The organism is Spirosoma sordidisoli (assembly GCF_004138325.1).
Lineage (GTDB): Bacteria > Bacteroidota > Bacteroidia > Cytophagales > Spirosomataceae > Spirosoma > Spirosoma sordidisoli.
This window is the reverse complement of sequence record NZ_SBLB01000004.1, coordinates 701,212-716,721: the sequence shown is the minus strand read 5'-3', so window position 1 is coordinate 716,721 and position 15,510 is coordinate 701,212. Positions and strand designations below refer to the sequence as shown.

Annotated in this window: 14 protein-coding genes; 3 read left to right on the top strand and 11 right to left on the bottom strand. The window is 56.8% G+C overall.

The window, feature by feature from the left end:
- Window positions 1-357 precede the first annotated feature (357 nt).
- Together EQG79_RS17960 and EQG79_RS17955 are read right to left on the bottom strand one after the other, a co-directional pair.
- A complete protein-coding gene (locus EQG79_RS17960; RefSeq protein WP_129602945.1) occupies window positions 358-942 on the bottom strand; it encodes a DUF4405 domain-containing protein in 585 nt (194 codons plus the stop codon).
- Between the two features lie 48 nt (window positions 943-990).
- Window positions 991-1,932, bottom strand: a complete 942-nt coding sequence (locus tag EQG79_RS17955; RefSeq protein ID WP_240699383.1) for an alpha/beta hydrolase — start codon at window positions 1,930-1,932, stop codon at window positions 991-993.
- 242 nt (window positions 1,933-2,174) lie between these two features.
- Here EQG79_RS17955 and EQG79_RS17950 point away from each other — a divergent pair, with 242 nt between their 5' ends.
- A complete protein-coding gene (locus tag EQG79_RS17950; protein WP_077919310.1) occupies window positions 2,175-3,053 on the top strand; it encodes a helix-turn-helix domain-containing protein in 879 nt (292 codons plus the stop codon).
- A 19-nt stretch (window positions 3,054-3,072) separates the two neighbouring features.
- Here EQG79_RS17950 and EQG79_RS17945 read toward each other — a convergent pair whose 3' ends face one another.
- Both EQG79_RS17945 and EQG79_RS17940 read right to left on the bottom strand, forming a co-directional pair.
- Window positions 3,073-4,293, bottom strand: a complete 1,221-nt coding sequence (locus EQG79_RS17945; protein WP_129602943.1) for a HupE/UreJ family protein — start codon at window positions 4,291-4,293, stop codon at window positions 3,073-3,075.
- A 104-nt stretch (window positions 4,294-4,397) separates the two neighbouring features.
- Complete coding sequence (locus EQG79_RS17940) at window positions 4,398-5,792, bottom strand: DUF3500 domain-containing protein (protein ID WP_129602941.1); 1,395 nt, start codon at window positions 5,790-5,792, stop codon at window positions 4,398-4,400.
- 327 nt (window positions 5,793-6,119) lie between these two features.
- Between EQG79_RS17940 and EQG79_RS17935 the strand changes: the two genes are divergently transcribed.
- A complete protein-coding gene (locus tag EQG79_RS17935) occupies window positions 6,120-8,174 on the top strand; it encodes a glycoside hydrolase family 3 protein (RefSeq protein WP_394343314.1) in 2,055 nt (684 codons plus the stop codon).
- A gap of 77 nt (window positions 8,175-8,251) precedes the next feature.
- Here EQG79_RS17935 and EQG79_RS17930 read toward each other — a convergent pair whose 3' ends face one another.
- The 7 genes from EQG79_RS17930 to EQG79_RS17900 form a co-directional block, all read right to left on the bottom strand.
- Window positions 8,252-8,800, bottom strand: coding sequence for a YceI family protein (locus EQG79_RS17930; RefSeq protein ID WP_077919307.1), 549 nt, complete (start codon window positions 8,798-8,800; stop codon window positions 8,252-8,254).
- A 5-nt stretch (window positions 8,801-8,805) separates the two neighbouring features.
- Window positions 8,806-9,513: a hypothetical protein gene (locus tag EQG79_RS17925; RefSeq protein WP_236648560.1), complete on the bottom strand. Its 708-nt coding sequence runs from the start codon at window positions 9,511-9,513 to the stop codon at window positions 8,806-8,808.
- 19 nt (window positions 9,514-9,532) lie between these two features.
- On the bottom strand, window positions 9,533-10,066 hold the full coding sequence (locus EQG79_RS17920; protein WP_129602939.1) for a Rieske 2Fe-2S domain-containing protein: 534 nt from the start codon (window positions 10,064-10,066) through the stop codon (window positions 9,533-9,535).
- Window positions 10,067-10,168: 102 nt separating this feature from the next.
- Window positions 10,169-11,755, bottom strand: a complete 1,587-nt coding sequence (locus tag EQG79_RS17915) for a porin family protein (RefSeq protein WP_129602937.1) — start codon at window positions 11,753-11,755, stop codon at window positions 10,169-10,171.
- Entirely contained in the window at window positions 11,736-12,314 is a 579-nt protein-coding gene (locus EQG79_RS17910) for an RNA polymerase sigma factor (protein WP_077919304.1), read from the bottom strand. Before EQG79_RS17910 ends, EQG79_RS17915 begins: the two co-directional genes overlap by 20 nt.
- 77 nt (window positions 12,315-12,391) lie before the next feature.
- Window positions 12,392-13,234 (bottom strand): hypothetical protein, encoded by an 843-nt coding sequence (locus EQG79_RS17905; RefSeq protein ID WP_129602935.1) that lies wholly within the window; start codon window positions 13,232-13,234, stop codon window positions 12,392-12,394.
- A gap of 107 nt (window positions 13,235-13,341) precedes the next feature.
- Window positions 13,342-14,115 carry an SDR family oxidoreductase gene (locus EQG79_RS17900; protein WP_077919302.1) on the bottom strand — a complete coding sequence of 258 codons (774 nt, stop codon included), beginning with the start codon at window positions 14,113-14,115 and terminating at the stop codon, window positions 13,342-13,344.
- Window positions 14,116-14,164: 49 nt separating this feature from the next.
- On the opposite strand from EQG79_RS17900, the gene EQG79_RS17895 reads away from it, so the two are divergent.
- Entirely contained in the window at window positions 14,165-15,508 is a 1,344-nt protein-coding gene (locus EQG79_RS17895; RefSeq protein ID WP_129602933.1) for a M16 family metallopeptidase, read from the top strand.
- Window positions 15,509-15,510: the final 2 nt, after the last annotated feature.

Sequence of the window (15,510 nt, the reverse complement as noted above, 5' to 3'; positions counted from 1 at the left end):
CTGGGTACCCAGAACCGGCAATCGGCACCGAACTGCTTCAGTGCCGATTTATCGGTTACGGGTAGCTATCTCGAATGCCTTGATGGTAGTCTTTGCCATCACTCAAAATTCGGGATGACTCATGTTTCCAAAGGACCCCGTCAGGGGGTTTACCCCTGACGGGGTCCTTTGGAAACACCTGATCAAACTGGATGGTACTGCCAGGGGTAAACCCACTGGCAGACCGCCCCCCGTCAGTGGGTTTACCCCTGACGGGGGGAATCGAATGCCCCGCCCTGCCAGGAATAAATCCACTGGCAGGGCGGGGCATTTATACGAAATCGTTTCGCCAACGATAAGTCCGGTTACCGAACGATATTAACGGGGGCCGGTTTGGCCGGCCACGACCTTCCATTGGTTGCCCTCCAGCGAGAGAACGTCGGTGAAACGGAAGGTGGTGGTGTCCGGTTTGGCGTGTGAGGCTGTGCCCTGCGCCACAATGACGTTCTCGCCCAGTACGGCCGTCGTATCGAACCGGATGCTTTGTGCGTCGACCTTGTCATGATCGGCAATCAGGCGTCGGGCAATAGAGTCGACGGCGGTTTGCGACAGAGCCTCTTTTTTGGGTTTACCCCGTCCGAACGCTTTCTTTCCCGCGTTGGCCAGGTCTTTGAACACCGGCCAGTCGGCCGCGATACCGACCACGAACACAACCGTAATCAGGCTCGGAATAATCAGTTCGCGCTGAACGCTATTAGTGCGCCGGCTGACCGAATACCCTTTGATCGACGACCAGTTGTTGATAATGTGAAAGACGGCCGCACCGAAAAACAAAACGCCAAACCAGGCGTGGGTATGGTCGATGGTATGGTTACCCTGGCCCAGATAGATGAGTAGACCCGTTACGGAAAGGACTGCAAAGACGGCCGCAACCGACAGACTAACAAGGTTTTTTGATTTCATGGATGTTTAAGTGACGATTCTGCTCAAAATAGCACCAAACCCGGAAAACTACTTAAGGTGTTTGTCAAGGAACGCAAATACCTTCGCCAGGTTCTCCGGCGTATTGAACTGAGGACCACCGTGCCCCGCTCCCTCAAGCAGGGTAAGCGATACGCTGGCTGGGCCGAGTACGTCCTGAAGCGCAGCTGCCAGTAGTTTCGACTGCTCAGTCGGCACCAGCGGATCTTCGGTGCCGTGCTCAATAAAGAAGGGCGGGGATGCCGGGCTGATGTAGGTAGCGGGACTGGCTCGTTTGACCAGATCATGAGCTTCCTGGATGGGTTTGCCAATCAGCGCCGACTCGGGTGAGTTGGCCGCGTCATGGTCAGGACGACCTTTGCCGCTGGCTCTGAACTGAGCGTCCATCTGATCAAACTGGATCGGGCCAAACCAGTCGACAACGGCCTGAACCCGCGCAGGCTGACCCACGTTCGGGTCGCTCGGATCGTCGAAGTCCGTGAGGGTGCCGGTTGTTCCGGCCATAGCTGCCAGGTGACCGCCTGCCGAGCCGCCCCAGGTAGCCAGCTTGTTGGGGTTCAGTTTGTAGGTTCTGGCGTTGGCCCGAACGAAGCGTATGGCTCTTTTTACGTCCTGAATCTGCGCCGGGAAGATGGCTTCTCCACTCAGCCGGTAGTTGATACTGACCACCGCATAGCCTCGTTTGAGCCCTTCCAGCATGGGCGTAAGCTGTCCATCGGCTTTATCGCCCATTTTGAACGCTCCCCCGTGAATAGCAACAATAACCGGAAAGGGCCCTGCGCCGGTTTCGGGCAGGTAAATATCCAGCTGTTGAGCGGGTGATTGGGCTGCATAAGGCACATTGAGCCATTTCCGACTAATGGATTGGGTGTTGGGTTTGCCCATAGGTCCTCCGCGCGGCATGCCCGGCGGTTGAGCCAGCAATACACCCGCCCAACCCATCAGGCAGGCCAGCCGGACCAAATTACGCATCCATTTTACTGATTGGGCAAAGGGGGTCACGTACATAAGATTATGAGAGAAAGAATACATCAAAATAATGACTGGCACAGCTGGCAAAGTTGCTGGCGACAGGGCGGGTCATCAGGATACGTTTCGGCTTTTTTCAGACATAAATCGAACATGCAGATCCGATGGACCGGGCAGGCACCGGACTAGCCTGCTCCTGGTCAATGTAGGTATTTATAGCCATCTTTAGGCCAAAACGCTTTTCCATGCGCATTACTCAGTACGACGGACTTTACGGAGAAACAATGACCGGTGCCGACGGCGAATACCTGTTCTCGGAACTGATCGAAACGCGCAGCCGTACGTTCGACTGGATCATACAACCCCACATTCACGCCCGGCTGTTGCAGGTATTCCTGGTTCTTTCCGGACGCGTCGAGTTTAAAGACGCCAGTCGAACGCGCCAGCTGGAGGGCCCCTGCCTCCTGCTGATTCCACCAACGGCGCTGCATGGCTTTGTCTACAGTGCTGACGTAACGGGCCATATTCTGACCCTGTCTGATACCTGGATAGACGGGCTGTTTCCGGCTTCGTCGGGCGTGGCTTCCATGCTGGGTCATGTGCAGTGTCTGACGGTCTTCGACGGGGCGTACTCGCCCCAGACTGTTCAGGAGCTGATCCGGCATATCGACGACGAGTTGTTCGACGACCGACCCGAAAAACGCGGTATGGTGCAGGCCTGTCTGCAGCGGCTCTTCATTGTGTTATACCGAATCTGGCAGCAGAACCACGACCTCGAAAACCGGCCGGACGATCCGTACCTGCGCTATTTTCGGGCGTTTCAGCAGCGGATCCGGCAGGTTGGCGGTCGGCACAGTATTGGCCAGTTTGCCGACGAACTGGCCGTCAGCCCTGTTCATCTCAACCGAATCTGTCAGGCCGTAGCCGGGAAGTCGGCGCTGCAACTGGTGCAGGAACATCGGCTCAACGAAGCCCGCAAGTACCTGCTTTATACCAGCTATACGGTATCCGAAATAGCCTACCTGCTGGAGTTCGATTACCCGAACTACTTTGCCCGGTTCTTCCGCAAACATACCGGCCTGTCGCCAACCGATTACCGGGCATCGACTAACCAGCGGGTTTAAATCGCCATCAATGCCCCGGTTATGAAACCGGCTGCGACTGGCGCTGCCGGTAATAAACAAGCAGCGTTGTTACGATCAGTAACAGCAACCACAGCGGGGCATAGCGAGCCAGCGTTTCAACCGCGGTAGTAAGCCAATTGGTTTGTCCCGACAGTCGTTCTGCGATCCAGGCCAGGGCCGCAACCGAAGCAAAGAGGGCGCCTGATAATCGCACCCTTGTGTATACCATACTGCGACTCAGAACTATAAGCCAGGGCATAACAAGTCCGATAACGAATACCTGTGTGCACTCTATACCCAGGTTGAACCCCAACAGGCTAAGTGCCAGATGGCTCGGATCGAGCGATAAGTTACTTAGCGTGTCGGCAAAAGCCAGGCCATGGATAAGCCCGAAACCAGCCGCTACGTAGCCCTCCCGCCCCGGAAACAACGGGCGGAGTGCGTGAATCGCCGAAACCAGAATTGACCCCGCAATCAACACCTCAACGGGTTGGGCCGGCACCCGTAACCACCCAACCGTGCCTGCCAGCAAGGTGAGCGAATGCCCCAGCGTGAAAGCCATCGTTAACCTGAGTAGCCGGATCAGACTGTAGCGCACACCGCCGTCCGGATGCCACCGCTGACGCCCGGCCCGCAGGGGTGCCGGCAGTAGGAGCACCAGCAGAAAAAGCAGATGATCGGTACCCTCGGCAATGTGCTGAACGCCCAGCTCGACCATTGTCTGAAACCCCGTATATAGAGTTCCAGGCTTCAGCCTAACGGCCAGGGGCGGAACCGTGCCGCTGGGTATGTCAAGTTCAATCAGACCTATCTGAACGGGACTTTCGTCGGCCAACGCCCCCGATGCCCAATCCTGACGCACAGAAACCAGTATTTTATGCGTAATCACCTGATGAACGATCGCGTCGTAGTAGAGCGTAAACTGGCGCAGATCAGCGCCGGAAGGTGGTTTGAGCCAGCAGTGAGCTACCAGTTCGCGGTAAGTACCATTGATCGAATTCGTGCTGGAGTCGACCGACAGAGCGCCGATACCGACCGACCAGGGCTGCCCTCCCGGACCAACCGCGCGGATATGCTGCCGGAGGTAGGCGCTGAGCTGCGGACCAAAACGGGTTATCAGCCGGGCAGAACTATCGTTAACGGCATGACCGAAGGCAAACTGTAATTCGCTGAGTGGTAGCTGAACGGTCGCGTCGATACGGTCGCGCTGAACGGTCAGCAGCACGACTGAGTTGGGCATAGGGTGCGCTGACAACCGGTTTGCCGGTGTAAACGCTATACACACTATACACGTAGCCAGCACCCAGTAATACAGGCCACGCAACGGTTGGGGAGCGAGCTGCATCAGAATGTGAAGTTGGCGCCATAATCGCGTTTGCGATCCCGCCAGATGGTGTGGAAATGGGTAACGTTGCGGATCACAATACCGCCCTGACCCGAAAACTCGATCCAGACGCTTGGTCCGTCGATTCGGGCATAATCGCCGTTGCTGTTAAGCGCCGTTGTGCCAGAATAGGCAATGTAGGTCTGGTCGAGTTCGCTCTCGTACGTTTTGAGCAGTTCAGCCGCCGTTGCATTATCCACGTCCTGCACCCAGGGCTTCATGGCTGCCAGAACCAGGGCTTTCTGCGCGGTGGTAAGTCCACTAACCGCCAGCCCCGATTTGGCAGTTGGAAACTGGCCGTCCTTACCCGGGCCCATCAGGATGTCGGTCAGCGATGTCGTTAGTTTCGCCGTAGTCAGCTGCGTTGCCGATAAGCCTGCCAGCATGGCTACCATACCGGCCTGTTCATTCCCCATTGCCTGAATGGTTGTGCCATTACTAACAAAAGAGGCCGGTTCAATCGCTTCAAAATACGGAGTCGCTCCCACAACGGTTCCATTCTTATACGTCATCGCTACCGCCAGATGATGGCCCCCAAACTGGAGTTGCCAGGCATCGGTGAGCGAGGGCGTTCCCAGCAGGGCGATGTAATAATTGCCGGAGCCATAGGTTGAGCCACCTCCGTTTGCATTCAGATAATCGTCGGCCAGCAATAGCTGCTGTACTTCGGCATACCCTTCACCCGCCTGCGAGCCGGTAGCCGCCTGAACCAGGGCTTTGGCAGCCGCCAGCTGGGTGGCTGATAACGAACTGAACGCAATGCCCAGTCGCTTGGCCTGGTAGAGGGCCTGGGGCAGATTAGACCAGCGTACAACATTATCACGGGTGTAGGCGAGCTGGGCCGTTGCCAGCTGCGAGGCCGATAAAGTTGCCTTAAACGCTTCAGCCAGGCAAACGATGTTGGCAACCCCGGTTGCGGTTGTGCAGTTGGCGGTATTGGAACTGGGGGTCGACGCGCTCACCGTTAGGGCCAGATTGCATGACTGACCACCAAAACTGATAGCAAAAGTAGCCGTTCCGGAACCGCTGGGCGTGCCCGATAATGAGTAGGTCAGACTGCCGGACCCATTGGCCAGTGTACCGGCCTGTAACGTAGCGTTCAGCCCCGTAATGCCAGTGGAAGCAATGGCGGTAGCGGCTGCGTAAGCGGCTCCATTTCCGCCGGTGTAAGGGAGGGTAGCCGTGGCTGTATAGGCTGTACCACTCAGGGCTGTGGCCGAAAACGTAGCCGACCCGCAGGATAAGCCCGTTATCGTTGCCGTTGGACTGACGGCGTCGTTCGTTGACGAGTTACAGGCATACAGGGCTACGAACAGACTTGACACTAGGAAAAGCTTCCGGAAGATTGCTGGCATAAGCTGGTTTTTAAGAACAGACGGAATGACTATGTATTGTACTGTCTGTACGCAGCCCTAACCTGGCGTGTTGCAGGGCTGGTGGATACATTCAGAACATAGTCGTATACAATTCCAACCTGATAGAGACAGAGCTGTAGGTCCGCTGCGGATCTACCTGTCGATGAATAAGCCGGAGTCCAGCCAGGTAGTAGATTCGGCCGGTTGGGCCCTTCAGCAACCAACGAGCTGTAGTTCAGCGCTTCGCCGATTTTGTACCAACTGCAACCGGGTTGGCCAGCGGCTGGCTATTTCGCTCATAACCACCTTAACCTGCTTGTCTGCTCCATGAATAGTACCCCCATTTATCTGGGGCTGATGCTGATGCTGTCAGTCTCAACAGCTACCCCATCGGTCAATGCCCAGTCGCGCGTGCAGCAGCCCGTACTGGGTGCCCGAACCGTTCGTGTTCTTACGCTGAACGGACTGAAGTTTAAAGACCTGAACCGAAATAATCAGCTGGACCGATATGAGGACTGGCGCCTGTCGGCCGAAGAACGGAGTCGGGATCTGCTGGCAAAAATGTCGGTCGAGCAGAAAGTAGGGTTTATGCTGATCAGCGATACCCGCCTGAAAAACGAACGCTCCGGCTTCGGCCCGAATCAGCCGGCGCCCACCGGACCCATCACCAGCGAATTCAGCGAGGACGATATCGTTCAGAGTTCGAACATATTCACCCGTCGGCCGCTGCCAACCCCCGTCATGAACGCGGCTGGCACCACCAAAGGGGTTACTCAGTTTCACCTGCGCCATTTCATTCTGCGGGCCAACGTAAGCGCCCGAACAACGGCCGAGTGGGCCAACCGGCTACAGGCCCTTTGCGAGAGTCAGCCATTGGGTATTCCGGCCATTGTGGCGTCGAACCCGCGCAATCACATCACCGCTTCGGCCGCCATGGGCACCAGCGTCGGCAAAACCGTTTTTTCGGTCTGGCCGGGCGAACTAGGGCTATCGGCCATGCGCGATCCGGAACTGGTTCGGGAGTTTGCCGACGTAGCCCGCCAGGAATGGGCCGCTGTGGGACTTCGGAAGGGGTACATGTACATGGCCGATATTGCCACCGAACCCCGCTGGCAACGGGTCGACGGTACATTTGGCGAAAATGCCGACTGGGCGGGGCGGATGATTACCGAAATTGTGCTGGGATTTCAGGGCAAAACCCTGGGACCAGCGTCGGTTGCGCTCACGACCAAGCATTTTCCGGGCGGGGGAGCTACCAAAGCCGGACAGGACCCGCATTTCGAGTTCGGCAAAGAAGAGGTTTTCCCGGGAGGTATGCTGGAAAACAACCTCATTCCGTTCAAAGCCGCTATCAAAGCAGGCACCTCGTCTATTATGCCCTACTACTCGATGCCAGTCGGCACGAAATACGAACAGGTGGCTTATGCGTATAACAAAGGTATCCTGAGCGATCTGCTTCGGAAAGAGCTGGGCTTTACGGGCATCATCAACTCCGACACGGGCCCGATCGATATGATGCCCTGGGGGGTAGAGAAGCTGTCGTTGACAGAGCGCTACAAAAAAAGCCTCGAAGCGGGGGTGAACCTGTATTCCGGCAATGCCAACCCGGCTAAACTGCTCGAAACGGTGCAGACCGGCATGGTCGACATGGCGCTGATCGATGACTCGGTACTGCGGCTGTTGCGGGAGAAGTTTCTGCTTGGCCTGTTTGAGAACCCGTACGTTGACGAGGACGCAGCCGAAAAGCTGGTTGGTAACGCCCGATTCACCGAGCGGGCCAATCTGGCCCTGCGTAAGTCCATTGTGTTACTGCGTAACGAAGCCCGGACCCTGCCGCTGAAGGCGAAGACAAAAGTGTATTTCGAATCGTACCAGAAAAAGTACGGCACTCCGCCTACGGGTCCGGGAACGGTTTATGCACCCGCCAACCCCCAGGCGTACGCCGTTGAGTTTGTAAACACCCCCGAAGCGGCCGACGTTATCCTGCTGTGGATCGCGCCATCCATGCAGCCGCTGTTTGGGTCCGACGGGTCACCACTTCAGCTGGCTTTATCCAAATGCGCAGTCGAAGTAGGCTACATCAACGCGCTGGCAGCCAAAAAACCGACGATCCTGGCGCTCAACTACACCAATCCATGGATTATCGACGAGGTCTATAACACCACTACGAACAGCAACATGCCAGCCGTTCTGGCTACATTCGGCACCACCCCAGAAGCACTGCTGGATATCGTTACGGGCAAGTTCAAACCAACGGGTAAGATGCCGTTTACTACGCCCCTGTCAGAGTCGGCCGCCAGCCAGCAGCGCGAAGATGTACCTGGCTATCGGGAAGGCGCGAACTACGCGCTGTTCAAATACAACGAAGGAATCAGTTACTAAGGCGGGGCGTAACCCGTTGCCCTAAAACAGGAGAGCCGCAAAAGCGGCTCTCTCAAAACGGTACAGATAGGTTGTGTTTACAGCGGAAAGACGAGGTCGAACCGCAGTGTCATCAGGTCATCGGTCTTGAGTCCCATCAGCGACGGCCGCTCGACATTGTATTCGGTCAGGCTGACCGGAAATTCGCCGGTAAGTGTCATCTTGCCACCAGCCTCTTTGCGGGTGACCTGTACGCTCACCGGCTTTGCTACCCCATGAAAAGTCAGATTGCCTCTGGCGCTCAGCGTGCCGTCTTCGTTGGCTTTGATACCCGAGCTGACAAACGTAACGTTCGGATACTTCAGCCCCTCGAGCACTTCGATGGCGTGCGAATCGCGGTTGTTGTTCTGACTGTCGAACGAGGCTACCTTGATCGAAACGGCCACACTCTCGGGTGTTTTGGTCTCGTCATTGTAGATCATGGCGCAGTTGACGTCATGACTAACGCCCTCCCACTTGTGAAGCGGGTGTTTGGCCGCGTAGGTCACGGTTGACAGCGATTTGTCGGCCACGAGTTTGCGCTTGGCCAGCGGCCCGGCAAAGCCCCACAAGCACAGGACGAATAAGCAGAGTAGGATACGGGTCATAATTTCTAAAACGTTAGGGCCACAATAGAAGCCGCATAAGCACCAAATGTCGTATAGGCCGCTGCCCGGTGAACGGGTTTGAGGCTGCTGTCGGTCTGGATTTTCTGGGCCAGCACATTGGTAGCTACCATACCGGCCAGGTGAACTACGGCCAGGTATTTATGGACTCTGATCCAGCTCAGCCCTCGTTTGGCACCTACTACCGGCGGTGGAGCCGTTAGCGACAGAGCGAGCGTAGTGCCGTAAGAAACGTTGATGTACGAGGCCATTCGTTCGTGCCAGACTTTGGTATCGGCGTATTCCTGCCCCTTCGCGTTATAGAGTTTAGCGCCCAGAAGCCCCTGCGCCACAAAGCCGGCCAGCGTGACAAAGCCGCCGATCTGGTGCGCCACCAGCATCGTTCTCCGAATCTTGAGTTCCTTAGCACGCCCAGCCGATGAGAGCGGAGCCATGTTCGTTACGCGCAGCAAACCCTTCGGCCCCCAAAATGCCCGCTGGGTGAAAATCATTTTCTGCGGCAGCAGACTGGGCGTTTCGTTGGCGTCAGCCAGCCCCTCCAGCAGGGCATTGGCCGACTCATCGGCGGTTGCCGGCAGGGTATCTGAAGCCGCCGGGGCGTTTCTGGAGGTGGTATCAGTGGCCGGGGTTTGCGCCAGCAGGCTCAGGCTCGTCAGCAACAGCGATAGAAAGGCAAGTGGGCGTAGGGACGTCATATAGAATGATAAAGCTGGATTACGCGGTTATCTGGAGCGAGTTGCCGTTGGTGCTGAGCGTCGTTTTATACAGTTTCATGGCGGGCTGGCTCGGGCCTCCGGCTGCTACTTTCACGCTGCCGTCGAGCGCAAAAACGGAGCCGTGAACGCTACAGCCGAAGTCGTTGGACGACAGCCGGTACGAAACGGCATCCTGCCGCTCGTGCGAACATAACCGCTGGATCGCCACGTATTTGTTGCCGCTCGTATTGGCCACCAGCACGTCGCCTACCCGAACAAATTCGCCCTGTGTCTTGAGCTTGCTGAAATCGGTGCTGGTTAGATCAAGCGTAAAGCTGATAGCGCCTTTGCTGGCCTCCGCATTGCCCGTCAGGCCGGGCGAGGTAACCGGGGTGGTAGTGCCGCCACCGGGGGCAGGATCGTCACCACCACCGGAGCAGGACGTAAGGGTGCCCAGGCAATAGAATGACATCAGCGCAGCGCTGCTCAGACCGAGGCTGCGAATAAATTCACTGCGGTCCATCGTGTTTTCGTTCGTTGGTTTGGTTAGCATAGATGATAAAATATAATGTAGTTACATGAATTAACGGACTTCGGATCAGGAAATTGCCGACGTTGGTCTGGCAGAAAAGCTGGCCCGAAACAGCGGTTTATGTTACAGTTTATACCGAAGCGAGAGGAACGCTCCGGTACTGAGCAGATCGATCTTAAAATACCCCACACCTTTGAGCGGCACTTTCATGAACGGCTCGATCTGCCACGACAGCCGCCTGCTCAGCGCGCGTTCGTACCCGACAGACAGGTTGAGGTGGCTGAGTCCATACTGGGTGGTGCTATCTACGGCCAGGGACCGATATCGGATGCCCGGATCGCTGGGTGTGGCATAGTTGTAGGTGTAATCTTCTTTCAGGAGAATATAGCTCGTTACTCCTCCGCTTACAAACCAGCGGCTGGGTGGGCGTCCGTTGCTGCGGGTTTGGCTGATAACATCGTAACGGAGGTTTATCGGAATGTCGATCATGGTACACTCGCCACTAACGCCGGTCGGCTTTACTTTCCAGTACCAGTGGGCGGGCCATTCGTAATCCGTAGGGCGGGCGTTGTACACTTTATGGCTCCATACTGCACCAGCCTGCAGGCTCCAGCGCGACGCAAGCCGGTACTCCAGCGCCAACCCTACGTTTGTGCCCGGTCGCGCAAAGTTGCGTAATCCAACGGCGCTCAGATCCGGAGACACCATAAACCGTACGCTCAGCCCCCGCGGTATTGACGATGACGCCGACGCCGGTTGTTGCCGGGCAGCGGTATCAGGCTGAGCCGTTACGGGCCGGGTGGTAAACGCTACCTTGTCCGGCCATTGCCCCGGTCGAATGGCCAGCCACGTCACCGATGAAGACGAAGTGGTAGTCAGCCGGGGTTGGTCAACCGTCTCCACGGGCTGGCTTGCTGCCGAACTGACATCGGCCACGGGTGCGGTCCAGTCGGGGTTGGCAGTACGGAATGGCTGTCGGGCCGGTTTGAAACTGTTGGCAGAACTGGTAAGTCCAATCATGGCCAGCGAACGTTGGTCAGCCCGGCTGGTGAGTGGGTTGTATGGGCTGGTTAGCCGGCGTCTTGTCTGGCGCGTCTGGCTCCGGTTACGGCTGGAGGTCGATCGCTCCGTAGCCGGGCGTACGGGCAACGGTTCAGGTGCCGAACTAAGGGCTGCCGGCCGATCAGGAACGGCTTCGTCGACAGGTCGTATGGTCGCTGGTTCTGGCAAAGGTTTGTTTGTTGATGAGGTTCCGTTTGGCAGGGCTTTGGTTTTGATCCGGGCCAACGTAGCCGCTGCCGGGATTGTTACCTTTTTTTCCTCCTTTACGCGGGCCAGGGTCCGCTCCGTTGCAGGCTCCGGTCCCGGACTGGCCAGCGGATCAAACGCAAGCGGTGCCCAGACCCGCCGGTTGGGGGGGGTGTTGCCAGTGGTTGCCAGACCCGATTGCGCGGGGGCGGTACGACGGCTGTACTCTTGGCGGGAGGTGTACCAGCTACCACCTATCAGGAGCAGCATAAAGAGTAACACCAGCGGAAGTCCCCACCGAATGAGTCGTTCGCGCAGTTGTACAGGCCCCGCCGTGGTTCGGTCGTGGGTGTCGAGCTGGTTGCGCATGGCCTGCCAGGCCGCCGGATCGAACGGGGGATCGAACTCTTCAGCCGACTTTCTGAAGAGGCCGTCCAATTGGTCATCGGTTAGCTCTTGCATACTCATCGTGGTTTAATTGCTTCAGCAGTTGGCGCAGGTTCTCCCGCGCCCGGGCCAGGTTCGATTTTGATGCACCCACCGTAATGCCGAGTTGATCGGCAATTTCGTCGTGCGTAAATCCGTCCATGACATACAGATTAAAAACCAGCCGGTAAGCTGGCGACAGCCGCTGAATAAGCTTCAGCAGGTCTTCATGAGCGAGCAGGCTAAAGGCATCGGCCGACGGGCTGACCGCCGTTGGTTCAGCCTGCTCAATGGTATCGTGATAATGATGACGCACCTCCTGCCGATAATGGTCGATGGCTGCGTTGATCAGAATACGCCGGAGCCAGCCCTTGAACGGTTGGGCCGAATCGTACTGATCCAGCCGGGTAAATACTTTCAGAAAGCCATCGTTTACTACCTCCAGCGCGCCTTCGCGGGTGGGCGAGTAACGCAGACAGATGCTCATGGCATACCCGTAGAACTGTCGGTACAACAGCTCCTGACTCTGCCGGTGGTTGCGGAGACAACCCGCCAGCAGATCAGACAGCGCCGGTATGTTGGGAGCGTTGGACATTCGGTTTAGTTCAGGTGCCGGAGGTACTGGCGAGGGGCTGCTACGCGGGCAACGCCCTGTCGTTATAACAGAATCGATTACGGCAAGGGCGCTTCGGGGGTAGTGGCGTTAACAACGGGCCAGACGCCGGGGCGCGGTACGCTGACCCCTTTGGTACTGCCCCGCTGTCCCTGATCATTGCCGAAGTAGTACAGCGGCCACCCTTTGTAGGTAAGCTGCGTTTTGCCAACGGCTGTAATCGTCCCGAAATCGCTCTTTTTTAACGCTGAGGGAATGTCGCCCAGGCTGGATACTTCGGCAATGGGCCAGGTGGCGTTATTGCTTAGGTCGGCCTGGGTGTACCTGTTGGTGTTCTTTTTATCGTTGGCGAAGGCGTATAAAGTACGGCCTGTATTATCTGTCAAATATAACGAGTTGCCGATCCCTTCTTTCTGATCGAAGGTGTAGTTCTTGCCGTCCAGCCCTACCAGCTGCCGGGATGCGAACAGGACCGTATACGTTGGTTTAGCCACCTGCCAGACGTTACCTACGTTTTCGCCGTTGACATCGCCCGCCTTGGTGTCGTTTTTATAATAGTAAAGCGGCCATCCTCTGAACGCGGTTTGTTTTGTGCCGTCGGCCCGGGTAATCGTAGTGAAGTCGGCCGGGTTCAGGCCCGTAGCAATGGCTGGCGCTTCTTTGTAAAAGATGGGCCAGTTTGTCAGGCAGTTGCCGGTGCAGTTGGCTTTGCCGTCGGCGTCGTTGGCGAAGAAATAAAGGGTTTTGCCGCCCTCGCCCGCCAGCACATTCCCCAGCGTAGTCGATGCCAGTACAAGATCCGGCGAAGCAACGGTAGGATTCTCCTCGTTGCAGCCCGTCAGGCTTACGATGAACAGAGCCGTCAGCATCAGCAGCCGACGCGAAAAGGTATAGTGGGTCATTGTATCAACTGTGTTTGGGGGTGAGAAATGAACAGTTGAACCGGTTCATTCGTCTGTACGGGCAAACTGACGAATGGTTGCGTGGGTTGAAAAAAAATCTGATCGGCCTAATACCCCCAGGCCAGCAATCCCCCATCGACCGAAATTGTCTGGCCCGTTATATAGCCCGATGCGGGCATACACAGAAACGACACGGCCGATGCTACCTCGGCGGGCTCGCCAACCCGGTTCATGGGCGTTCGGGCCAGTATGCTCGCTAACTTATCGGGATTGTTCAGCACCGGTTCGGCCAGGGGGGTACGTATATACCAGGGCGCCACGGCATTGACCCGGATGCGGTCCGGCGCCCACTCGACGGCCAGGTTGCGGGTCAGTTGTAACATGGCGGCTTTGCTCATGCCGTAGAGCGAGCCGCTGCTGGTGTGGGTAAGGGCCGACACCGACGATACCATGACTACCTTACCCCCAACGGCGGAGGAGCGTAGCAACGGGTAGGCCGCCTGCGTAAGTTCGTAGGCCGACCGGAGATTCGTGTTCAGAATGTGTTCATACTCGGCCGGGCCGTAGTCGGCGGTGGCTTTGCGGATATTAGTGCCAGCATTATTGACCACGATATCGAGCTGGCCCCACTCGGCCTGGATGGCCGCCATAACCTCGGCAGCGGCACCCGGCTGACCAATGTCGGTTGCCCGGCCCGCCACGGTATGGCCCTGCTGGCGGTACGTATCGAGCTGATCCTGCAGTAAGCTATTGTCGCGGGCTACGATGAATACGGCTGCCCCCAGACTCAGAAACTGGTTGACTATGGCCTCGCCGATACCTTTGGTTCCGCCCGTTATCAGAGCATATTGACCGCTGAGGGTCCATAAGGGTTGATTCATGGACGAAAGGTCATTAAATTTAGCGATTCTCCCAACTCATTTTCATCCCATGAACTACCGAATCAGGCTGCTGACGGGGCTGTTGGTCACAGCAGGCCTTGTTGTACACGCCCAGAACAAACCAAAGCCGGAAGACGTAAAGACGTTTACGCTCCGGAACGGCATGAAATTTATGGTCCTCGAAGACCACTCCATTCCGAACGCCAATTTTTATACGTTCTGGAAGGTGGGCGCCCGCAACGAAGTACACGGCATTACGGGTCTGTCTCACTTTTTCGAGCACATGATGTTTAACGGTGCGAAGAAGTACGGCCCCAAGCAGTTTGACCGCGTCATGGAGGCCAACGGCGGCTCGAACAACGCCTATACGACCGAAAACACAACGGTCTATACCGACTGGTTTCAAAGTGGCGCTCTTGAAACGATCTTCGACCTCGAAGCCGACCGTATCCGCGACCTGGCTATCGACCCCAAAATGGTCGAAAGCGAGCGGGGCGTCGTGCTGTCGGAGCGGAGTACAGGGCTGGAAAATAGTAACTACCGGGTCATCAGCGAGCTGGTAAAATCGGTGGCCTTTGTCGAGCATCCGTATATGTTCCCGGTCATTGGCTTCGAGTCGGATATTAAAAAGTGGACGCAGGCCGATCTGGAGCGGTATTTCAAAACCTACTATTCGCCCAACAACGCTGTAGCCGTCGTAGTGGGTGACATTACAGCCGCGCAGGTACGGAAACTGGCCGAGCAGTACATCGAACCCATACCGGCCCAGCCCTTACCCGACAGCATCCGTACCGTAGAACCGCCCCAGAATGGCGAACGGCGCGTAACGACCTACAAGGACGTAGCTACCCCCAATATCCTGCTGGCCTATCATACCCCCGCCACCCGCCATCCTGATTATTACGCCCTCGATCTGCTGAGTGGGGTGCTGAGCGCCGGTAACTCGTCGCGGCTGGTGAAGGCGCTGGTGCTGGACTCGACCATCGCATCGCGGGCGTTCACGAACTTTGGCGAGTCGTTCGACCCGAATCTGTTTTACATCTACGGCATTGCGGCCAGCAACGTATCGGCCGAGCAGCTGGAACGGTCAATCTTGAACCAGATCGACAAGGTAATTGCCGAGGGAATCTCCGACGCCGAGCTGCAGAAGCTGAAGAACCAGAAGCTGATGGAGTTTTACCGAACCATGGAAACCATTAACGGAAAAGCCAACTCCCTCGGTACCTACGAGCTGTTCTTCGGCGATTACAAAAAGCTCTACGAAGCCCCGTCGCTTTACGAAAAAGTGACTAAAGAAGACGTACAGCGCGTTGCCAGAACCTACCTCACCGCGCGTAACCGCACCGTCGGCTACCTGCTGCCAGAACCCACCAAAAAAGGAGCCGCCAACTAAAT